The sequence below is a fragment of the Kitasatospora sp. NPDC098652 genome, assembly GCF_044760155.1.
Taxonomy (GTDB): Bacteria; Actinomycetota; Actinomycetes; order Streptomycetales; family Streptomycetaceae; genus Kitasatospora.
In genome coordinates this window covers 147895-168806 of record NZ_JBIWAQ010000015.1, presented here as the reverse complement: position 1 = coordinate 168806, position 20912 = coordinate 147895, and the positions used below count along the sequence as shown (strand labels likewise).

Below are 20912 nucleotides of genomic sequence, written 5' to 3'. Positions count from 1 at the left end.
CCCCTGACCCGTCCGTCGCCCCTGACCCGTCCGGCGCCCCCTGACCCGTCCGGCGCCCCCGGGCGACCCGCCGCTCCGGGGCCGCCCGGGCGCACCGTGGAGCGGGCGGCCGACCGACCCCCGTGCGGTCCGCCGCCCGCTCCTGCCTGTCGCCTGCTCCCGTCCCACGCCCGGGCCGGGGCTCAGCCCGTGAACAGGCCGTTGAGCTCCGGGTAGGTCAGCCCGCCGTCCAGGGAGGCGTACGTGCCACTCGCGTACACCTCTTCGGCCGCCCGGCGCACCGCCGCGTAGGCCACCTTGGCCAGGCCCGGGCCCAGGCTGATCCGGGCCACGCCCAGCTTCGCCAGCTCGGCGACCGTGGGTGCGCCCGGCGCCGCCAGCACGTTCAGCGGGGCCGGGACGGCCGCGACCAGGGCGGCGATGGTCTCCGGGTCGGCGACACCGGGGACGAACACGCCGTCCGCGCCCGCCTCGACGTACGCCCGCAGCCGGCGGACCGCCTCGTCCAGCCGGCCCTCAGGCTCGCCCAGGCCGTGCAGGAAGACGTCGGTCCGGGCGTTCAGGAACAGCGGGACGCCGGCCGCGTCGGCCGCCGCACGGGCCGCCGCGACCCGTTCCGCGGCCTGCTCCGGGGTGTGGTCCGCGTCCTCCAGGTTCACCCCGACCGCGCCGGTGGCGAGCAGCGCGGTGACGGTCGCGCCGACCCCGGCCGCGGTGTCCGCGTAGCCGCTCTCCAGGTCCGCGGTGACCGGCAGGTCGACCGAGCGGACCACCTCGGCGGTACGCGCCAGCACCTGCTCGCGGTCGGCGCCGCCGCCGTCCGGGCTGCCGAGCGACCAGGACACGCTGGCGCTGGCCGTCGCCAGCGCCCGCGCCCCGGCGCCGGCCACCAGCCGGGCGCTCGCCGCGTCCCACACGTTGGCCAGCACCAGCGGCTCGCCCGGGCGGTGCAGCTGCCGGAGCAGCCGGGCCTTCTCCTGCTGGGTGGTCATGGCGGCCCCGCTCACTTCGCGGCCGGGCTCATGCGGGTGGACACGCCGATCCGGTTCCAGGCGTTGATGGTGGCGATCAGCGCGATCAGCTGGGCCAGTTCGGCCTGCTCGAAGTGCGCGGCGGCCTCGGCGTACACGGCGTCCGGCACGTGCCCCTGGGTGAGCAGGGTGACCGACTCGGTGAGGGCGAGGGCGGCGCGCTCACGGGCGGTGAACCAGGGGGTCTCGCGCCAGGCGGGGAGGGAGACCAGGCGGTGGTCCTGCTCGCCGTTCTTGCGGGCGTCGGTGGCGTGCATGTCGATGCAGAAGGCGCAGCCGTTGATCATCGAGGCGTGCACCTTGACCAGCTCGGCGAGGACCGGGTCCAGGCCCTGCCGGGAGGCCCGGTCCACGGCGATCATGGCCTGGTAGAACTCGGGGGCGAGCCGCCCCAGCTGCAGGCGCAGCTCGGGGGCGGGCACGGCGGAGTCGGTCTGGTGCGTCTCGGTCTGGTGCGGCTCGGTCTGGTGCGTCTCGGTCTGGTGCGTCTCGGTCTCGTTCGTCGTCACGGTCGCCAGCCTAGGGGCCGACTGGCCCGCGCCACTGGTGCATTTGCCGCCCGGATCCTTGGGCCACTTCCGGCACGCGAACGGGCGTGCGAGGATCGCTGGTGGATCTTCGCATCTTCGGAGCGGATCGGACCAGCGGATCGGACCGGCGGATCGGACCAGGGGGAACGGGACCGTGTGCACGGCGTTCATCAGCATCGAGCCGGAGGCAGCGGTACCGGTGCTGCTGCTCTCCGTCCGGGACGAGTACCTCGGCCGCGCCTGGCTGCCGCCGGACCACCACTGGCCGCAGCGGCCCGAACTGCTCGGCGGACTGGACCTCGCGGCCGGCGGCACCTGGCTGGCCGTCGACCCGACCCGGCGCACCGCCGCCTGCCTGCTGAACGGCTTCGGCCCGCTCGCCCCCGCCGACAGCCGGCTCAGCCGCGGCGAACTCCCGCTCACCGCGGTCCGCGAGGGCGGGATCGGCCACCTCGACCTCACCCCGTACGACCCCTTCCACCTCGTCCAGGTCCGCCCCGACGGCGCCCGGGTCACCAGTTGGGGCGGCGGCCGGCTCGCCGAGCACGAACTGCCCACCAGGCTCAGCGTGGTGCTCAACGACGGGCTGGAGGGGATGGCCGCCAACCGCACCGCCTCCGAGCGGATCCGCTCGCTGATGGCCGCCCGCGCCGACCACTTCCGGGCCCGGTTCCGCGCCGAACCCCGGCCCAACCCCACCGCCGACAGCCCGACCGAACGGGCCTGGGGCGGCTGGCTGCCGGTCATCACCGGCGACGGGCTGGCGCCGGACGAGGACGCCGCACTGATCCAGCGCCGGGACTTCGGCGACGGGCGGATCTGGGGCTCCTCCTCGATCTCCCTGCTGGCGCTCGGGCCGGACCTGCTGCGCTACGACTTCGCCACCGCCCCGGTGCCCGCCGACGGGTCGGGGTGGCGGCGGGTGGAGGTCTGACGGGACGGACGTGCGTCTTGGTCGGACGTACGTCTTGATCGACCGTCCGATCGTCCGGACGCCTGGCCGATACGGACGTCCGTGTCAGACCAACGTCCGTGTCAGACCGACGTCCGTGTCAGACCGACGTCCGAGTCGGACGATCGTCCGCGCCAAGTCCCTGAAAAGGACTTGAAGCTGACGCTGCGGGAGGCTGCATCGTAGGGCTCCGTCGACCCCTCGCCCCAGAAGGAGGCGCCCGATGGGCCGCCCGCCCCGCCTGTCCGCCCTGCTGGCCGTCGCCCTGCCGCTGCTGGGCGTCCCGCTCGCCGCGACCGCCGGTCTGCTGCTCGGCGCCGCCGTGCACCGGAGCGTGCCGTTCGGCAGTCTGCTGGGCACCGTGGTCGGCGCGCTGTTCGGGTGGGACGGGCCCCGGTGACGCCCGGACATACGCTCGATGAACTTCTGGGAGCGGGCCTGCCAGGCGTCTACATGCCCGTAGTAGCTTCGCGGTGGCCACCGGGATCGGGCGGCCGCAGACCCCGAGCGAAGGTGCGCGATGTCCACCCTGACCTACCCGGAAGCGATAGGCGTCGGCCTGCTGCAGGGTGTGACGGAACTCTTCCCGGTCTCCAGCCTGGGCCACAGCATCCTGCTCCCGGCCGTGCTCGGCGGGAAGATCCAGCAGGACCTCGACATGACCGCCGACGGCTCCCCCTACCTCGCCGCGCTGGTCGCCCTGCACCTCGCCACCGCGCTCGCCCTGGTGGTGTTCTTCCGGCGGGACTGGGTCCGGGTGGTCAGCGGCCTGGTCAGTTCGATCCGGTACCGCCGGGTGCAGACCCGGGACGAGAAGCTCACCTGGCTGCTCATCATCTCCACCATCCCGGTCGGCGTGGCCGGACTCGTCCTGGAGAAGGCCCTGCGGCACGCCCTCGGCAAGCCGCTGCCCGCCGCCGTCTTCCTCGCCCTCAACGGCCTGGTGCTGCTCGGCGCCGAACGGCTCAAGCGCGGTGGCAGCGGCCGCCGCCGGGCCGGGTTCGCCGCCCCCGTCGACGAGCCCGGCCTCGACCCGGCGATCGCCTCCGACATCCGGCTGACCAGGCTCGGTTACGGCCAGGGCGCCTGGATCGGCGCCGCCCAGATCCTCGCGCTGTTCCCCGGCATCAGCCGCTCCGGCGTCACCATGAGCGCCGGCATCCTGCGCGGACTGCACCACGAGGACGCCGCCCGGTTCTCCTTCCTGCTCGCCACCCCGGTCATCCTGGCCGCCTCGGCGCTGAAGGTGCCCGAGCTGTTCAAGCCGGAGAACTCCTCCGTGCTCGGCCCGGTCGCGGCCGGCAGCGTCTCCGCCTTCGTGGCCGGCTACATCTCGGTGCGCTTCCTCACCAAGTACTTCGAGACCCGCAGCCTGACCCCGTTCGCGGTGTACTGCTTCCTGGCCGGCCTCGGCAGCGCGGTCTACCTCTCGGTCTGAGGCCCCACGCAGCTCCGGCACCCGCCCGTCCCGCCTGTCCTGTCCCGCCCGTCCCGACCGTCCCGCAGGAAATCCCGCGCGCCGAACGGTCGCCTCGGCGACCATGTCACCGGCAGGACAGGCGACTTCACGGTGGAGGAACGGTGGCAGGACAGGTGCGCGGGGTGGCCGAGGGCAGGGCGGCGGTCGTCACCGGCGGCTCGCGGGGCATCGGACGGGCGATCGTCGAGCGGCTGGCGCGCGAGGGCGCGGACGTCGTCCTCGGCTACGCCACCGACCGGGCGGCCGCCGAGGCGGTGGTCGACGCGGTCGCGGCGGGCGGCGGACGCGCCTGGGCCGTACCTGCCGACCTCGGCGAGCCGGGCGCCGCCGAGCGGCTGATGGCCGCGGCCGAGGAGCGGCTCGGCGGGCTGGACATCCTGGTGAACAACGCCGCGCGCTCCTTCACCCCCACCCCGCTGGCGGACCTCGACGACACGGCCTTCGACGCCGTGCTGGCCGTCAACACCCGCGCCGTGTTCGCCACCGTCCGCTACGCGGCCCGCCGGATGCGCGACGGCGGACGGATCGTCAACATCTCCAGCGTGAACACCGCCCGCCCCGTCCCCGGCATCGCCGCGTACGCCGCCAGCAAGGGCGCCGTCGAGCAGCTCACCGCCGTCGCCGCGGCCGAACTCGGCCCGCGCGGCATCACCGTCAACACCGTCTCCCCCGGCGCCACCGACACCGACCTGCTGCGCGCCACCAACCCGCCCGAGGCGCTCGACCGAGTCGCGGGGATGACCCCGCTGCGCCGGCTCGGACAGCCCGAGGACATCGCCGACGTGGTCGCCTTCCTGGCCGGGCCGGACGCCCGCTGGATCACCGGGCAGAACCTCCGCGCGACCGGCGGCCTGGGCTGACCGACGGCCTGGGCCGACCAGCAGCCTGGGCCGACCGACGGCCGTACCCGATGCCCCCCGGGCCGTCCGGCGAACTGCCGTACGGCCCGGGGGAGTTGCCGGACGCGACTCAGGCGCCGAGCCCCAGGGCGCCCAGCCGGGCCGGGTCGGTGAGGATGTCCAGTCCGGTGATCCGGCCGCGGTGGATCGTGAAGGACATGACCGACAGCGGACGGCCCTCGGCGAAGGACACCACTCCGGGCGAGCCGTTGACCAGCACCAGGTGTCCGTCGGCGGCGAACCGGGCGAAGGCGATCGCCTGGGCGGCGACCTCGGCCGCGCCCCGGCGCAGCGCGCTCGGCACCAGCGTGCCGCCGTCGGACCGGGCCACCACCTCCGGGTCCAGCACCGCCAGCAGGGCGTCGAAGTCGCCGCCCCGGGCGGCGGCCAGGAAGGCCTCCACCACCGCGCGCTTGAGCCCTTCGTCGGTGTCGCCGGCCGGGGTGGCGCCCTGCACCCGGCGGCGGGCCCGGCTGGCCAGTTGGCGGGTCGAGGCGGCGGTCCGGCCGAGCACCTCGGCGATCCCGTCGAAGGGCACGTCGAACATGTCGTGCAGCACGAAGGCCAACCGCTCCGCCGGGGAGAGCGTCTCCAGCACCACCATCAGCGCGATCCCCACCGAGTCCGCGACCAGGATCCCGTGCACCGGGTCCAGCGCCGCCGACCCGGTCACCACCGGGTCCGGGAGCCGCACCCGCCCCTCCTGCTCGGGCAGCGGATCCTCCCGCCGGGAGACCCGGGAACGCAGCTGGTCCAGGCAGATCCGGCCGACCACCGTGGTCAGCCAGGCCCCGAGGTTGCGCAGCTCGCCCGCGTCACTGCGGCTCAGCTTGAGCCACGCCTCCTGGACGGCGTCCTCCGCCTCGGCGACCGACCCCAGCATCCGGTAGGCCACGGAGCGCAGTTGGGGGCGCTCCGCCTCGAACCGCGCGGCCAGCAGCTCCGCTTCGGAGTCTTCCTCGCCCATCTGTCACATCCTCGCCTCGGAATCCGTCGGATCGCTGACGGGCACCGACCGTCCCGACCATCCCACTGGTCCCACCAACCCCGACGACCCCACCCGATTCTGCCGAACCCGAAGGAGGGCGGCCACCGCTTCGAGCACATCGGCACCCACCGCGACAGGTCAGAATGGGGCCCGTGAACGGCTCCTGGACCTCCTTCGGCGGCGATCTGCACCTGGACCTCACCGAGCGACGCGCTGCCGGCGCCGGCCTGCGGGCGGCGCTGGAGGACGCGCTGCGCGAGGCGGTGCAGGACGGGCGGCTGGCGCCCGGAACGCGCCTGCCGTCCTCGCGGGCGCTCGGGGAGGACCTCGGGATCGCCCGCAACACGGTGGTCGAGGCGTACGGGCAGCTCGCCGCCGAGGGGTGGCTCAGCTCGCGGCAGGGGTCGGGGACCACCGTGGCGCGGCGGGCCGTACCGGTGCGGGGCGCGCGGTCCGCACCGGCCGGGGGGCGGCCGCGGAGCGTCCGGCACGACCTGATGTCCGGGCGGCCCGACCTCTCGCTGTTCCCCCGCACCGCCTGGCTGGCAGCCGCCCGCCGGGCCCTCGCCACCGCGCCGCACGACGCGTTCGGCTACGGCAGCCCGCTGGGCCGGATCGAACTGCGCGAGGCGCTGACCGGCTACCTGGCCCGGGTCCGCGGGGTCCGCACCGACCCGGACCACCTGCTCGTCTGCGGCGGCTTCCAGCAGGGCCTGGGCCTGCTGTGCGCGGCGTTGAAGGAGCGCGGGGCCCGGTCGCTCGGGGTGGAGGCGTACGGGCTGCCGCCGCAGCACGCCGTGGTGCGGGCCGCCGGGCTGGCGACCGTCCCGCTGCCGCTGGACTGCGAGGGCGCCCTGGTCGACCGGCTGGACGCCGGCCCCGCCGCCGTCCTGCTCACCCCGGCCCACCAGTACCCGACCGGCGCGCCGCTGTCCGCCGACCGGCGGGCGGCCGCGGTGCGGTGGGCGCGCGAGCAGGACCGGTACGTGATCGAGGACGACTACGACGGCGAGTTCCGCTACGACCGGCAGCCGCTCGGCGCGATGCAGGCGCTCGACCCGGAACGGGTGGTGTACGCGGGCACCGCCGCCAAGAGCCTGGCCCCGGGCCTGCGGCTGGCCTGGCTGGCACTGCCGGACGCGCTGGTGGAACCGGTCGCCCGGTTGAAGGCGCTGGCGGACATGATGTCCCCGGTGCTGGACCAGCTGACCCTGGCCGAGTTGATCACCTCGGGGACGTACGACCGGCACGTGCGGCGCTGCCGACTGCACTACCGGCGCCGACGGGACCGGCTGGTCGCCGCGCTCGCCGAGCACGCCCCGCGGGTCGAGGTCACCGGCATCGCGGCCGGACTGCACGCCGTCCTGCAACTCCCGCCCGGTGCAACGCCGGAGGCGGAACTGCTGGCCCGCGCCCAGGCCGCCGGGCTGGCCCTCAGCGGCCTCGCATCGCACCGCGCCGACCCGACGACGCCGGGGGCGCCGGGGGCGCCGGGGGCGGAGGGGGCGGAGGAGAAGGCCGGGCCCGCGCTGGTGATCGGTTACGCGTCCCCGCCGGAGCACGCCTTCCCGGCGGCCCTGGAGGCCCTCTGCCGGGTGCTCCGCGACGCCTGACTACCTGTTGCGGGTGCCCAGTTCGAACAGCAGGATGATGAACCCGGCGAAGAGGTGGCAGCCCACGGTGTAGATCACCAGGCGGTGGTAGACCCGCTTGTTCGCCCACTTGCCGGCGTCCACGGTCTTCGGGCCGGCGGCGGTGTCGGGGGCCGCGGTGCTGGTGGCAATGGCGTTGTCGGCAGTGGTGCTGCCGGCAGTGGCGCTGTTGGCAGTGGTGGTGGGATCGGCCATGGTGATCTCCTCCGAGGTGGTCCGACGGCGGGTCAGTGGCTCGCGGCGGGGCCGCCGCCGAGGCAGAGTTCGCCGCCGGGGCTCTGCAGCAGGGTGTGGACGAAGAGCAGTTCGACGCCGGTGCCGGATTCGGCGGCGATGCAGTGCGGGGTCAGCGAGTCGTAGTGGGCGGAGTCGCCGGGAGCGAGGTGGTGGACGCGGTCGCCGAGGGTGACCCGCAGCTCCCCGCGCAGGACGTACAGCCACTCCTCGCCGGGGTGGACCCGGACCACCGTGTCCTGGACGCCCGGCGGGACGTGCACCCGCAGGGCCTGCATGGCGCGGCCGGGGGCGCCGGCCCGGCGGTAGCCCCAGCCGCCGGCCCGGCCGGGCTCGATGGCGCCGCCGCGGACCACCGGGTCCGGTTCGACCAGGGCCTCGCCGAGCAGCCCGGAGACCGAGGTGCCGTAGGCGCGGGCCAGGCCGAGCAGGACGGGCAGCGAGGGCTGGCGGCGACCGGTCTCCAGCCGGGACAGATAGGCTGGGGAGAGGCCGATCCGGCCCGCGGCGACCTCCAGGGTGAGCCGACTGCTGAGCCGGTGCTCGCGGAGGCGGGCGGCGAGGCCGGCGACCTCCTGGTCGTCGATCCGGCCGTCGTCGGCGGGAGTGCCGGTGGCACCGGTGGTGCTGCTGGTCATGTGAACCAGTGGACACCCGCCCTGCCGCAGCGGCAAGAAATTTGCCTCAGGGGCAAACCGCTACCGCTGGCACGAGAGGTTCACGGCCGAGGGATGTTCCGCAGGTTGCTGCGCGCCAGGTCGACCATCCGCCCGACCCCGCCGGACAGCACCGTCCGCCCGGCCGCCAGCGCGAAGCCCTTGACCTGGGCGGCGGTGATCCGCGGCGGGATGGACAGCGCGTTGGGGTCGGTGACCACGTCCACCAGGGCCGGCCCGGGCCGCTCCAGCGCCTCCGCCAGCACCTCCCGGACCCTGGCCGGCTCGGTGACCCGCTTGGCCGGGATGCCCATCGCCCGGGCGATGCCCGCGTAGTCCACGTCCCCGTTGTCGATCTCGTACTCCGGGTAGCCGGAGACCAGCATCTCCAGCTTGATCATGCCGAGCGCGCCGTTGTTGAAGACCACCGTCTTCACCGGCAGCCGGTGCTTGGCCACCGTGAGCAGTTCGCCGAGCAGCATGCCGATCCCGCCGTCGCCCGCCATCGCGATCACCTGCCGCCCGGGGCAGGCGAGTTGGGCGCCGATCGCGTGCGGGAGGGCGTTCGCCATCGAGCCGTGCAGGAAGGAGCCGATCACCCGGCGGCTGCCGTTCGGCTGGAGGTAGCGGGCGGCCCAGACGTTGTTCATGCCGGTGTCCACGGTGAACACCGCGTCCTCGGCGGCGACGTCGTCCAGCACCGAGGCGACGTACTCCGGGTGGATCGGCAGGTGCTTCTCGATGTCCCGGGTGTAGGCGCCGATCACGTCCTCCAGCGACTTGCAGTGCTTGCGCAGCAGGCCGTCCAGGAAGGAGCGGTCCGACTTCGCCTCCAGCAGCGGCAGGACGGCCCGCAGGGTGGCCGCGACGTCCCCGTGCACGGCCAGCTCCAGGGCGGTGCGCCGGCCCAGCCTGGTCGCGTTGTGGTCGACCTGGACGGTGTGCGCCTGCGGCAGGAAGGAGTCGTACGGGAAGTCGGTGCCGAGCAGCAGCAGCAGGTCGGCGGAGTGCAGCGCCTCGTGGCAGGCTCCGTAGCCGAGCAGGCCGCTCATCCCGACGTCGTACGGGTTGTCGTACTGGATCCACTCCTTGCCGCGCAGTGAGTGCCCGACCGGCGCGTGCAGGGCCTCCGCGACCGCCATCACCTCGGCGTGCGCCCCGCGCACCCCGGCACCGCAGAACAGGGCGACCCGGCGGGCCTCGTTCAGCAGCCGGGCCAGCTCCTGCACCTGGGACCAGGGCGGCGCGGCCACCGCCTGCTCGGTGAGGAAGTGGCTGCTGCCGGTCGGCCCGGCGGCGGGCAGCGCGGCGACGTCCCCGGGGAAGGCGAGCACCGAGACGCCGTGCGAACCCAGCGCGTGCTGGATGCCGACCCGCAGCAGCCGGGGCAGCTGGGCGGGGGTGGAGAGCATCTCGCACCAGTTGCTGCAGTCGGTGAACACCCGCTCGGGGTGGGTCTCCTGGAAGAAGCCGGTGCCGATCTGCTCGGAGGGGATGTGCGAGGCCAGCGCGAGCACCGGCAGGCCGCTGCGCTGGGCGTCGTACAGGCCCTGGACGAGGTGGGTGTTGCCGGGGCCGCAGGAGCCGGCGCAGACCGCGAGCCGGCCGCTGAGCTCGGCCTCGGCGGCGGCCGCGAAAGCGCCGGCCTCCTCGTTGCGCACGTGCACCCAGCCGATGCCGTCCGCCCGGCGGATCGCGTCGACCACCGGGTTGAGGCTGTCCCCGACCACGCCGTAGACCCGCTCCACCCCGGCCTGCCGGAGCACCTCCACCATCTGTTCGGCCACGGTCGCCACGGGCGCACCCCTTCGCCGGGCGCCGGGCGTCGGCCGGGCGCCGGTTGTCACCGGACGTGCCCACCCTCCGGGGTGGGGGCCCGCCCCGCATCCGGAGCGGGCCCGAACAGGCGAGCGAGCGGCGCGGCTACTCCGCCGCCAGGTGGTCCTGCTGGCCGAGCTTGCCGGTCACCAGGCCCGCCTGGGGCTGGCGGCGGGCCGGCTCGCGGCCCGGCGGCTGGACGCAGCGCTCCTGGGCGGGCGGGACGGTGGTGGGCACGGTGACCGGGGAGCCGGCCTTGACCTGGACCGTCTCGCCGTCGTGCCGCAGGTGGATCACCTCGCCGCGGCGCAGGGTGTAGGTGGTGCCCTCGTGGGTGATCCGGACGCCGAGCAGGTGGCCGCGGACCAGCAGCGAGAAGCTCAGCCGCATCAGCCCGGAGGGCAGCCGGGGCCGGAAGTCCAGCGTCTCGCCGTGGTCGCGCAGCCCGCCGAAGCCGGCCACCAGGGCGATGCAGGCCCCGGCGAGCGAGGCCATGTGCAGGCCGTCGCGGGTGTTGCCGCCGAGGTCGTGGAGGTCCATCAGGGCGGCTTCGGCGGTGTAGTCGTAGGCGAGGTCGAGCTGCCCGACCTCGGCGGCGATCACGGCCTGGGTACAGGCGGAGAGCGAGGAGTCCCGGACGGTGAGCCGCTCGTAGTAGGCGAAGTTGCGGGCCTTCTGCTCGTCGGTGAAGGCGTCGCCGCGGGTCTGCATGGCGAGCACCAGGTCGGCCTGCTTGACCACCTGCTTGCGGTACAGGTCGAAGTACGGGTAGTGCAGCAGCAGCGGGTACTTCTCCGGCGGGGTGCCCTCGAAGTCCCAGACCTGGTGGTGGGTGAAGCCGTCGGCCTGGGGGTGGACGCCGAGGTCCGCGTCGTACGGGACGTACATCGCGGCGGCGGCGTCGCGCCAGGCGGCGGTCTCCTCGGTGTCCACGCCGAGCGCGTCGGCCTCGCGCGGGTGGCGGACGGCGGCCTCGGCGGCGGCGCGCAGGTTCGTCTGCGCCATCAGGTTGGTGTAGACGTTGTTGTCGGCGACGGCGCTGTACTCGTCGGGGCCGGTGACGCCCTCGATCCGGAACCGGCCGGCGCTGTCGTGGTGGCCGAGCGAGCGCCACATCCGGGCGGTCTCCACCAGGAGTTCGAGGCCGTACTCGCGCTCGAACTCCGCGTCCCCGGTGGCCCGGACGTACCGGGCGACGGCGGCGGCGATGTCGGCGCCGATGTGGAAGGCCGCGGTGCCGGCCGGCCAGTACCCGGAGCACTCCTCGCCGCGGATCGTCCGCCAGGGGAACACCGCACCGGCCAGGCCGAGTTGGGCGGCGCGTTCGCGGGCCAGCGGGAGCGTGGTGTGCCGCCAGCGCAGCGCCTGGTTGACGGCGCCGGGCAGGCAGTAGGTGAGCACCGGCAGGACGAAGGTCTCGGTGTCCCAGAAGCTGTGCCCGTCGTAGCCCGGGCCGGTCAACCCCTTGGCGGGGATGGCGCGTTCCTCGCTGCGGGCACCGGCCTGGAGGACGTGGAAGACGGCGAACCGGACGGCCTGCTGGAGTTCGACGTCGCCCTCGATCTCGACGTCGCTGGTCTCCCAGAACTCCCTGAGGTAGTCGGCCTGTTCGGCGACCAGGCCGTCCCAGCCGGTGTACCGGGCGGCGTTCAGCGCGGCCTCGACCTGGTCCCGGACGGCGGGCAGCGAGCGGGTGCCGGACCAGCCGTAGGACATGAACTTGACCAGCCGCAGCCGCTGTCCGGGCGCCAGCACGGTGGTGACGCTGATCCGGCAGTGGTCGGCCTCGGCCTCGGCGACGGTGTCCAGCCGCTCCGGGCCCTCGATGACGTGGTCCATCCCGGCGGCGACCCGGATGCCGCTGAACCGGGTGCGGTGCACCAGCACGGCCTTGGTACCGCTCGCGTGGTGCGCCTCGGCCTGCAGCGGCGCCTCCAGCACGGCGGAGGCCCGCGGGTCGCCCTCGGGACCGCCGGGCAGCTGCTCGTTGGCGACCAGTTCGGACTGGAGCACGATCCGCACCGGCCCGTCCACCGCCTCGACGGTGTACTCCACGGCGGCGATGGCCCGTTGGGTCAGCGAGACCAGCCGGGAGGAGCGCACCCGGATGGTCCGCCCGGCCGGGGAGGTCCACTCGCACTCCCGGTGCAGCACGCCCTCGCGGAAGTCCAACCAGCGGGTGTGGCTGACCAGTTCGCCGTAGCGCAGGTCGAAGGGCTCGTCGTCCACCAGCAGCCGGATGATCTTGCCGTTGGTGATGTTGATGACGCTCTGGCTGGACTCCGGGTAGCCGTAGCCGCCCTCGCCGTAGGGCAGCGGGCGCAGTTCGAAGACACCGTTGAGGTAGGTGCCGGGCAGGCCGTGCGGCTCGCCCTCGTCCAGGTTGGCGCGCAGGCCGATGTGGCCGTTGGAGAGTGCGAAGACGGACTCGGCGCGGGCCAAGGAGGCCGGTTCCAGGCCGTGTTCGGTGATCTGCCAGGGATCGATGGTGAAGTTGTCCGCCGGGCTCATGCCTGCTCCCCTTCGTCCTCCGACAGCAGTTCGGCGAGGTCGTCGACGACCACGGTGGCGCCGTCGCGGCGCAGTTCGGCGGCCTGCCCGGTGCGGTTGACGCCGACCACCGCGCCGAAGCCGCCGGCCCGGCCGGAGGCGACTCCGGCCAGCGCGTCCTCGAAGACGGCGGCGTGCGCGGGCTCGACGCCCAGCTCGCGGGCCGCGTACAGGTAGGTGTCCGGGGCGGGCTTGCCGGGCAGGGCCCGCTGCTTGGCGACCACGCCGTCCACGATCACGTCGAACAGGTCCAGGATGCCCGCCGAGCGCAGCACGTCCCGGCAGTTGGCGCTGGAGGAGACCACCGCGCGGGGCAGTCCCAGCTCGCGCAGCCGGTGCACGTACGCGACCGAGCCCTCGTACGGGGCGACGCCCTGCTCGCGGATCAGCCGCAGCACGGTGTCGTTCTTGGCCCGGCTGACGCCCTGCAGGGTGCGGGTGTTCGGCGGGTCGTCCTCGGTGCCCTCGGGCAGGTCGATGCCCCGGCTCCGTAGGAAGGCCCGGGTGCCGTCCAGGCGCGGGCGGCCGTCCACGTAGGTGTCGTAGTCGGTGACGGCGTCGAAGGGGACGAACGGCCCGCCGGTGCGGGCGGCTTCGGCGCGCAGGAAGGCGTCGAAGGTGTCCTTCCAGGCCGCGGCGTGCACGGTTGCGGTCCGGGTGAGCACCCCGTCGAGGTCGAAGAGGAAAGCGCGGATGTCGTCCGGTAGCCCCAGCATGGGTGCAGTCTGCCCCGGGAACGCGGGGGATGCCGCCCATTCCCGGCGGCGCGTCGCCGGAAGGGCGGCATCCGGTCGCCCGCCGCGTCCGGGGGCGGCGGTTACGGCGAGTCCGGCAGCTGCGCCTCGGGCAGCTGGACGACGACGAACAGCGCGCCCTGCGGGTCCCTGACCACGGCCATCCGGCCGGACTGCATGTCGAACGGCGGCTGGAGCACCGAACCGCCGGCCTTGACCAGGGCATCCACCGTGGAGTCGGTGTCGTCCACCGAGAAGTACGTCATCCAGTGCGAGGGGGTGCTGGGCTCCAGGTACCCGGGGATCGCCTGCATGCCGCCCACCGTGCGGTCGCCGACGTTCAGCGAGTAGTAGCCGTCCATGCCCTGGACGGTGGCCGGGCGCAGTCCGAGGGCCGACCGGTAGAAGCGGCCGGCCGCCTCGGTGTCGGCGGTGTTCAGCTCGTTCCAGAGCAGCGCGCCGGGCTCGTTGACGACGCCCGCGCCGATGAAGTCCATCGCCTGCCAGACCCCGAACCTCGCGCCGACCGGGTCGGCGGCGACCAGCATCCGGCCCATCGTGCCGACGTCCATCGGGGAGTAGACCATCGTGCCGCCGGCGCCGGTGATGGCGGCGCCGGCCGCCTCGACGTCGTCCGAGGCCAGGTAGGTGGTCCAGCCGACCGGCGGCAGCGGCTCGCCCTCGGGCGCGGACTGCTGCATGATCCCGGCGACCGGGCGGTCGTTGAGGGTACACACGGAGTAACCGCCGAACTCGGCCGGGCCGAGCTCGCCCTGCCAGCCGAACAGGTCGCGGTAGAAGTCGAGCGCGGCCTGCTGGTCGCTCGCCATCAGGTCGATCCAGCACGGGGTGCCCGGCTGGTACGGATCGGTCACTGGGGGCATCGCGGGGCCTCCCGGAGGCGGTGGTGGGCGGCTGGGTCGTCGGGCGGGCGGGCGGACGGCCCGTACAACGGCGGTACGACGGCGGTACACCGCCCACCCTCGGGCCGGCACCGGCTTCCCGCCACCGGACGGCGCCCTGGTGGGCGACCGGTGGCGGGGCGGTGGCGGGGTGGTGGGCGCCCGGTGCCCGGGCCGTGGCCGGGCGGTCACTCCTCGTCGTGGCGCAGGGCGGTGACGAAGAGCGGTTGCGCCTTGCCGCTCTGCGCGTAGTCCTTGAGCCGGACCAGCAGTTCGGCCCAGGTACCCGCCACCATCGGGACGCCCTCCTCGCTGCCCGGCTGCCAGCCGCCGTGCCGGAACAGCAGCCGGGTGCGGCCGGGGGCGTCGGGCTGGTCGGAGAGCTCCCAGCTGATCCAGGTGCCGGCCCAGTGCGGCGGGAAGGCCCCGGCATTGGCCCACAGCACCCGGTCCCGGTCGGCCCGCTCGCGGCGCAGCCGGAACGGCTCGGGGACCCCGGGGAAGTCGAGCAGCAGCACCTCGCCCTCGCGGTCCACCCCGGTGGTCCACCAGCCGGTCAGGCCGTCGTGGGTGTTGAGCGCGGCGAGGACGGCGTCCCGGGACGCGGCGATGTCGAACTGCATGGCGATCTCGGGCATGGGGTCCGCCCTTTCGGTGCCGTGGCCGGTGGGTCCCCCGCTACCGCCACCATGGCACGACCCCCGGAGCCACGCGCTCCGGGGGTCGTGCGGTCGGTCGTCCGGCGGGCGGGATCAGCCGCCGCTGCCGTAGGTGGTGTTGGCGCAGATGTCGTCGTCCGCCGAGCGGGCGTCGTTGGTGACGGTGGTGGGCAGCGGCTGCGCGGGCGTCTGGGCACCGGCGGTGGCGGGCGCGCTGGACGCGCCGGCCCCCATGCCGTTGGCCGCGGCGAAGTCCTGGCCGACGATCAACGAGATGCCGCGCGAGCTGCCGGGCTCCAGGCTGGCGCCCGGGAACAGCGCGGCGAGCTTCTCGGCGTTCGCCTTCTGGCTGGAGCTGTACTCGATGGTGGTCGTCCGGTACTTGGTGTTCGCCGCCTGGCCCGCGGTGCTGGCCGTGTACTTGGCGCCCTTGAGCAGGTCGGTCGCCTTGCCGGCCAGGCCGTTGACCAGCGTGCCGTTGTAGACCGCGACCTTGACCGAGGCGTTGGAGGCGTCCGCGGCCGCCGCGGCGGGCGTGCTGGGGGTGGTCGGCTGGGGGGCGGCGCTCGGGCTGGCGGCGGCGTCCGGCTGCTGGCCGGTGGCGTTCTGGCCGTCGATGGTCTGGTCGGCCTTGAGGGTCTCCCAGAGCTTGTTGGCGTCCGGCTGGACCAGGTCGATGTTGGCGTCCTGGGTGCGGTAGCGCCAGGGCGCCGTCACGAACTTGAGGTCGTGCATGTCGATGTTCTTCAACGACAGGCCGAAGGAGAGCAGCTTGTCCGCGGAGTCCAGCCCCGGGTCGACGGTCAGCGACTTGGTGGCCGCGTCGGCCAGCGGCAGCAGGTTGGTGGGGCTGAGCCCGTCCTTCTTCATCTTGGTGGCGAGCGAGCTCATGAAGGCCTGCTGGCGCTTCATCCGGCCGATGTCGGAGCCGTCGCCGATGCCGTGCCGCAGGCGGACGTAGTCGAGCGCCTGCTGCCCCTGGACGGTCTGCTTGCCCTGCGGGAGGACGAGGTTGCCCTTCTTGTGCAGGTTGGGGTTGATGTCCCCCTCGTAGATCGGCTTCGGCAGGCAGACGTCCACGCCGTTGACGGCCTTGGTCATCGCGGAGAAGCCGTTGAAGTCGACCACGATGGTGTGGTCGACCCGGATGCCGGTGACCTTCTCCACCGTGTTCTGGGTGCAGGCCGGGTTGCCGTCGTCGCTGCCGCCGACCGAGAAGGCGGCGTTGAACAGATCGTTGCCGCCCTTGGTCCACTTGCCGTTGGGGAGCTTGCAGGACGGGATCGGCACGATCGTGTTGCGCGGGATCGAGATGCCCACGGCGTGTTTGTGGTCGGCGTAGACGTGCAGCAGGATCGTGGTGTCCGAGCGGGCGCCGCCGTCCTCGCCGCCGCCGAGGTCGGCGTTGTTCTTGCCGCGGCTGTCGGAGCCGATCAGCAGCACGTTCACCGGCTTGTTGCCGTCCGCGTCGGCCTTGGCCTCGGGCGGGCGGTCGGTGGCTATCGCGTCGGCGTCGAAGGACTTGATGTTGGCGTTCAGCTTGTAGTAGATCGCGCCACCGGCGCCCGCGATCAGCACCAGCACGCCGGCCGCGGACCAGGCGACGATCTTCTTCACGTTCTTCTTGGGCTTGGCGCCGCGCCGCGCCGCCGCCCGTCCGCCGGTGCCGCCGCCGGGGGTGCCGGAGCCGGCGGAGCCGCTGTCCGCCCGGCCGCCGCCCTTGCCCTGGGCGGCGCGGCGGGCCTCGGCCCGGCCGCCGGAGCGCGGTCCGGGCACGCCGCCCGCCGCACCGTCCGCCGGGAGTGCCCCGGGCGCGTCCTCGCCCCGAGCCGGGCTCTCGCCCCTGCGACCTGCCATGCGCGTACCTTTCACCGACGGAAGCGACGCCCCGGACGATCTGGCGCACCGCACCCAGGGAGACGACCCGAACCGCTCCCTGGTTGTACGTACGAAGGTCAGTACAGACCGACCATCGTGGCTTCCGATCATATGGAGATCGAAGGTGATCACCGACCCCCGGTGCACCACCCACCCCGGCGGCCACGGGACGATCCCGTCACAGACCATCTGAAAAGGGCTGATTCCGGCGGACCGCGGCGCCGGCCCGGGAGGGGGCGGAACGGACGCCGGAAGGCGGTCGGAAGGGGGCCGGAAGGGGGCCGGAAGGGGGCCGGAAGGGGGCCGGGAGCCGGGTCAGAACACGCAGGGAATGCCGCCGTCGGCCTGGGCGTCGACCATCGGGCCCTGCTGGGCCACGTTGGTGCCGGGGTCGGTCGGGGCACCGGTGGGGCGGTCGGAGGCGACGCCGGTGAACCCGGTACCGAGGGTGACGACCACCTTGTCCGGGCCGGCCGAGGCGGACTCGGTGGCGGTGACGCCGTAACGGGCGGCGATCCGGTCGGTGGATCAGGCCAAAACGATTCGACGTCAAACCGGCGGCAGCGCAGGCGGTTTGACGTCGAATGCCCGGACTTGGGCCGCAGGCGGGTGGCGCGGTCGGGACGCGGCGGGCTCAGAGCCAGCCGCGCCGGCCGGCGAGCAGGCCGGCCTCGAAGCGGCTGCGGGCGCCGAGGCGGTCCATCAGGTCGGCCATCATCCGGCGGGTGGTGCGCAGCGAGACACCGAGGTGCTTGCCGGCCGCCTCGTCGGTGTAGCCCTGGCCGAGCAGGCGCAGCAGTTCCTGCTCCTGGCGGGTGAGGCCCTCCTCGTCGCGCTCGGTCGGGGTGCCGAAGGGGGTGGCGTCGGACCAGGTCTGGTCGAAGAGCGAGACCAGGGCGGCGAGCACGCCGGGTGACGAGATCTGGACGGCGCCCTTGAGGGTGTTGGCGGGGTCGATCGGGACGAGGGCGACCTGCCGGTCGATGACCAGCATCCGCAGCGGCAGCGCGGGCACGGTGCGCACCTCGCAGCCGAGGCCGGTGAGCCACTCGGCGTGCTGGACGGTGGCCCGGTCCTTGCGCACCGCGTCCAGGTAGACGGTGCGCATCGACACCCCGCGGGCGAGCAGCTCCTCGTTGTCGGGGCGGCTGGCCTGGAGGGAGGCGGCGGGCCGGGCGCGGCCGGGGGCGAAGGTGAGCAGTTCGTCGCGGACGGAGCTGACCAGTTCCTCCATCCGGGCCTGCACGGTGGCCATGCCGAGCAGTCGCTCCAGCTGGCTGTCCTCGGCCGACTCGTCGCGGAACTGGGCGAGCATGCCGGAGATCTCGGCCTGGCGCCGCTCGAACTCCAGCTGGGCGCGCTGCTGCACGGATTCGTAGTACCGCAGCAGGGCCGGGAGTCCGACCCTCGGGTCGACCGGCCGCAGGGCGCCGGAGGGCGTGCCCGGGGCCTCGACCTCGGAGGGGCGGAGCAGGCGCAGGTCGGCGAGCTGGTCGAGGGCGGCGCGGACCTGCGCCCCGGTGAGGCCGAGCTTGCCGGCCAACCCCTCGACATCCAGTTGAGGATCCGTCAGCATCAATCGATAGACCGCTTGCGCGGCATCGTCGATCCCCCGCGTCATCGGCGCACCACTCCCCCGCAGCCGGTTACCGATTTCCGGCACTTGGCCGGACAAGTCCGCTGCCCGATCATGCCAGGACGGACAGGTCAGGGACAACTGCGGAAGCGTTTCTTTCGGGCCCCCGGATCGACCGGCCGGGATAAAGGTAATGAGAAGGTAATGGCACCAAGGTGCCACCGCGATCTTCCTGCCGCCCCGAACACCTTCCGGCAGCCCTCGACATCCTCCAGACTTTCGGTTGTCGGGGAGCCGCGAGCTCCCCGGCCGGGCCCGCCGATGATTACGGACCGTCATCACCGACGGCCGACCGATCAGGTCGGTGAATTGGCCGGCACCCGCTTCCGAATCGCACTTTGTCCTGGGGGACCCTCATGCTGCTTTCGTACCGCAAGCTCGCCTGTACCGCCGCCGTCGCCGCCGTCGCCGCCGCCTTCGCGAGTGGCGTGCTGACCGGCGCCGCGTACGCCACGCCGGGCTCCGCCCCGGCCGTCGGCCCGGCCACCGCCTCGGTGCAGCAGTTCACGAACGGCCTGACCACCCACCTCCGCGCGTCCCAGCTGGAGATGCTGCACGGTGCCGCGACCCCGGCCGACTGGCACTGGAACTGACGGCCGCTTCCGCAGGCCACGACGGCTGACGCCACCCCCGCCACGACCGGCCGACGGGCAGTACGGCCGGGCGGCGGGGAAGGCCCGTCGGCGGAACTCCGGACCGCCGCATAAATTGAATGTGCAACAATCCGCCAGGAGCGACAGTGCCGGTTATCGAACCGATCGTGCTGGACTTCTTCGGCTCGGAGATCGCCCTCGTCCGGGCCGACCGCGACGAGATCTCGTTCCATTTCGGGCCGCACCTCACCGGGATTTCCCGGGACCCCGACCAACTGCGGGTGGAATTCTCCCGCACCCCGGGGAAGGACGCGCCCGGCGATTTCCTGGTGCGCCGCAGTGACGGAACGCCATTGCTGCGCCGCACCTTCCGGGGCTGGGGGAACCTCCCCGGCGCGGTGCCGCCGTTCGCGGCCCTCCAGGACCGGTTCTGCCTCACCCCCGCCGTGGTGCTGGCCAAGGGCGACGCCACCGTGGCACTGGTCGGCGGACCGTACTCGGAGCAGGCCAACGTCGGCGCCGCGCTGGCGCAGCGCTCCTGGGCGTTCGTCTCCGGACGACTGCTGGTGCTGGACCGCCGCACCGGGCACGTGCTGCCCTACCTCGCGCCCTTGGAGGCGCGCGGGCCGGCCGCGGCCCGGCTGCGCGGCGCCGGGCTGCCGGACGGCACCTGGCGCACCGTCACCTCCCCGGTCGGCGGCGAGGTGCTGCTGGTGCGGCCGGAGAGCCTCGGCCCGGTCGTCCCGGTCCGGGCCCGACTGGCCCCGCCCGCGCTGGTCCGGCTGTGTCGCAGCGTCGACGAGGAAGTACGGCTGGCACCATGGGAGTTCACCACCAGGACCTGGCCGGCCGGGTCCTCGGGACTGCTCGCCGACGCACCGACCCACTGCCTGCACCTGCCCGGCGTGAGCGGGGCGGAGGAGGCCGCCGGACTGATCGATCACGCCATGACCCACGCCATGACCAAGGAGAAGGACGACTCGTGCCTCGACGTACCAGCTATGCCATCGGCGCACCGTGCTGGGCTGACTGCATCACTCCCGATCTGAGCGGCAGCCGGGAGTTCTACTCGGCGCTGCTGGGCTGGGAGTTCGTCACCGAGTCGCCGGACTACCAACTGGCCGTGCTGGGTGGGGAGGTCATCGGCGGATTCGGCGCCGCGCCGGTCGGGCTGCCGCCGCAGGCCGCGTGGAACGTCTACCTGGCGACCAAGGACGCGGAGCACTGCTGCGTGCAGGTCGGCCGGCTGGGCGGACGCGTGGTGATGCCCCCGGTGCCCGCCGGGGAGAACGGCCGGCTGCTGCTCGCCGTCGACTCCTCCGGGGTCACGGTCGGCTTCTGGGAGGGGGCCCGGGCCGAGGGCGTGGTGCTCGCCGACGAGCCGGGCGCGATCTGCGGCCACGAGCTGCGGGTGCCGTCCGCGACCCAGGCCGAGGCCTTCTACGGGCCGCTGTTCGGCTACCGGCTCGGCGCGGAGGGGGAGTTCACGCTGGACGGCTTCGTGCACGCGCGCGTGGTGGAGAGCGACCAGGGCCGTCCGTGCTGGCTGCCGCACTTCGGCGCGGTCGACCCGGCGGACGCCGTCCACCGGGCGGTCCGGCTGGGAGCCCGGTTGATGCGGCCCGGCACGGACGAGCCGCCGGTGCTGCGCGACCCGTGGGGCGCGGAGTTCGGACTCGTGGCGGCGCTCTGAGCCGGGCGCGCGCCTCGGACGGACGCG

The 20912-nt window shown here is 73.9% G+C and carries 21 protein-coding genes; 8 read left to right on the top strand and 13 right to left on the bottom strand.

The annotated features are described in order from the left end of the window. Window positions 1-182 precede the first annotated feature (182 nt). On the bottom strand, window positions 183-992 hold the full coding sequence (locus tag ACIQWA_RS28410; protein ID WP_402487346.1) for an isocitrate lyase/phosphoenolpyruvate mutase family protein: 810 nt from the start codon (window positions 990-992) through the stop codon (window positions 183-185). Between the two features lie 11 nt (window positions 993-1003). Beyond that, window positions 1004-1540 carry a carboxymuconolactone decarboxylase family protein gene (locus tag ACIQWA_RS28405; protein ID WP_402487344.1) on the bottom strand — a complete coding sequence of 179 codons (537 nt, stop codon included), beginning with the start codon at window positions 1538-1540 and terminating at the stop codon, window positions 1004-1006. A 175-nt stretch (window positions 1541-1715) separates the two neighbouring features. Between ACIQWA_RS28405 and ACIQWA_RS28400 the strand changes: the two genes are divergently transcribed. From ACIQWA_RS28400 to ACIQWA_RS28385, 4 genes are all read left to right on the top strand, one after another. Beyond that, window positions 1716-2495: an NRDE family protein gene (locus ACIQWA_RS28400; RefSeq protein ID WP_402487342.1), complete on the top strand. Its 780-nt coding sequence runs from the start codon at window positions 1716-1718 to the stop codon at window positions 2493-2495. Window positions 2496-2736: 241 nt separating this feature from the next. Then, the gene (locus ACIQWA_RS28395) at window positions 2737-2913 is read left to right on the top strand and encodes a hypothetical protein (protein ID WP_360237923.1); all 177 of its coding nucleotides are present in this window, start codon (window positions 2737-2739) and stop codon (window positions 2911-2913) included. Between the two features lie 120 nt (window positions 2914-3033). After that, window positions 3034-3951, top strand: a complete 918-nt coding sequence (locus ACIQWA_RS28390) for an undecaprenyl-diphosphate phosphatase (RefSeq protein WP_402487340.1) — start codon at window positions 3034-3036, stop codon at window positions 3949-3951. 143 nt (window positions 3952-4094) lie between these two features. Beyond that, on the top strand, window positions 4095-4853 hold the full coding sequence (locus ACIQWA_RS28385) for a glucose 1-dehydrogenase (RefSeq protein ID WP_360237919.1): 759 nt from the start codon (window positions 4095-4097) through the stop codon (window positions 4851-4853). Window positions 4854-4962: 109 nt separating this feature from the next. On the opposite strand, the gene ACIQWA_RS28380 is transcribed toward ACIQWA_RS28385, so the two are convergent. Beyond that, entirely contained in the window at window positions 4963-5859 is an 897-nt protein-coding gene (locus ACIQWA_RS28380) for a sigma-70 family RNA polymerase sigma factor (RefSeq protein WP_402487338.1), read from the bottom strand. A gap of 173 nt (window positions 5860-6032) precedes the next feature. Between ACIQWA_RS28380 and ACIQWA_RS28375 the strand changes: the two genes are divergently transcribed. After that, entirely contained in the window at window positions 6033-7493 is a 1461-nt protein-coding gene (locus tag ACIQWA_RS28375; protein ID WP_402487336.1) for a PLP-dependent aminotransferase family protein, read from the top strand. Here ACIQWA_RS28375 and ACIQWA_RS28370 read toward each other — a convergent pair whose 3' ends face one another. The 10 genes from ACIQWA_RS28370 to ACIQWA_RS28325 form a co-directional block, all read right to left on the bottom strand. Next, on the bottom strand, window positions 7494-7727 hold the full coding sequence (locus ACIQWA_RS28370) for a DUF6126 family protein (RefSeq protein ID WP_402487334.1): 234 nt from the start codon (window positions 7725-7727) through the stop codon (window positions 7494-7496). Between the two features lie 32 nt (window positions 7728-7759). Next, entirely contained in the window at window positions 7760-8404 is a 645-nt protein-coding gene (locus tag ACIQWA_RS28365; protein WP_402487332.1) for a helix-turn-helix domain-containing protein, read from the bottom strand. 80 nt (window positions 8405-8484) lie between these two features. Beyond that, window positions 8485-10218, bottom strand: coding sequence for a pyruvate dehydrogenase (locus ACIQWA_RS28360; protein WP_402487330.1), 1734 nt, complete (start codon window positions 10216-10218; stop codon window positions 8485-8487). Between the two features lie 127 nt (window positions 10219-10345). Further along, window positions 10346-12751, bottom strand: coding sequence for a glycoside hydrolase family 65 protein (locus tag ACIQWA_RS28355; protein ID WP_402487328.1), 2406 nt, complete (start codon window positions 12749-12751; stop codon window positions 10346-10348). Then, window positions 12748-13506 (bottom strand): beta-phosphoglucomutase family hydrolase, encoded by a 759-nt coding sequence (locus ACIQWA_RS28350; protein ID WP_360237905.1) that lies wholly within the window; start codon window positions 13504-13506, stop codon window positions 12748-12750. Before ACIQWA_RS28350 ends, ACIQWA_RS28355 begins: the two co-directional genes overlap by 4 nt. A 101-nt stretch (window positions 13507-13607) precedes the next feature. Beyond that, complete coding sequence (locus tag ACIQWA_RS28345; protein WP_402487326.1) at window positions 13608-14408, bottom strand: VOC family protein; 801 nt, start codon at window positions 14406-14408, stop codon at window positions 13608-13610. A gap of 206 nt (window positions 14409-14614) precedes the next feature. Further along, on the bottom strand, window positions 14615-15064 hold the full coding sequence (locus ACIQWA_RS28340) for an SRPBCC domain-containing protein (protein WP_360237901.1): 450 nt from the start codon (window positions 15062-15064) through the stop codon (window positions 14615-14617). 114 nt (window positions 15065-15178) lie between these two features. After that, window positions 15179-16942, bottom strand: a complete 1764-nt coding sequence (locus ACIQWA_RS28335; protein WP_402487323.1) for an LCP family protein — start codon at window positions 16940-16942, stop codon at window positions 15179-15181. Between the two features lie 336 nt (window positions 16943-17278). Beyond that, window positions 17279-17422 carry a hypothetical protein gene (locus ACIQWA_RS28330; RefSeq protein WP_402487322.1) on the bottom strand — a complete coding sequence of 48 codons (144 nt, stop codon included), beginning with the start codon at window positions 17420-17422 and terminating at the stop codon, window positions 17279-17281. Between the two features lie 175 nt (window positions 17423-17597). After that, complete coding sequence (locus ACIQWA_RS28325) at window positions 17598-18539, bottom strand: LuxR C-terminal-related transcriptional regulator (RefSeq protein ID WP_402487320.1); 942 nt, start codon at window positions 18537-18539, stop codon at window positions 17598-17600. Window positions 18540-18955: 416 nt separating this feature from the next. On the opposite strand from ACIQWA_RS28325, the gene ACIQWA_RS28320 reads away from it, so the two are divergent. The 3 genes from ACIQWA_RS28320 (at window position 18956) to ACIQWA_RS28310 (ending at window position 20885) form a co-directional block, all read left to right on the top strand. Continuing rightward, the gene (locus tag ACIQWA_RS28320; protein ID WP_360237893.1) at window positions 18956-19192 is read left to right on the top strand and encodes a hypothetical protein; all 237 of its coding nucleotides are present in this window, start codon (window positions 18956-18958) and stop codon (window positions 19190-19192) included. A gap of 146 nt (window positions 19193-19338) precedes the next feature. Then, window positions 19339-20241 carry a hypothetical protein gene (locus ACIQWA_RS28315; RefSeq protein WP_402487318.1) on the top strand — a complete coding sequence of 301 codons (903 nt, stop codon included), beginning with the start codon at window positions 19339-19341 and terminating at the stop codon, window positions 20239-20241. Next, window positions 20175-20885 (top strand): VOC family protein, encoded by a 711-nt coding sequence (locus ACIQWA_RS28310; RefSeq protein WP_402487316.1) that lies wholly within the window; start codon window positions 20175-20177, stop codon window positions 20883-20885. The genes ACIQWA_RS28315 and ACIQWA_RS28310 overlap by 67 nt, the downstream gene beginning before the upstream one ends. Window positions 20886-20912: the final 27 nt, after the last annotated feature.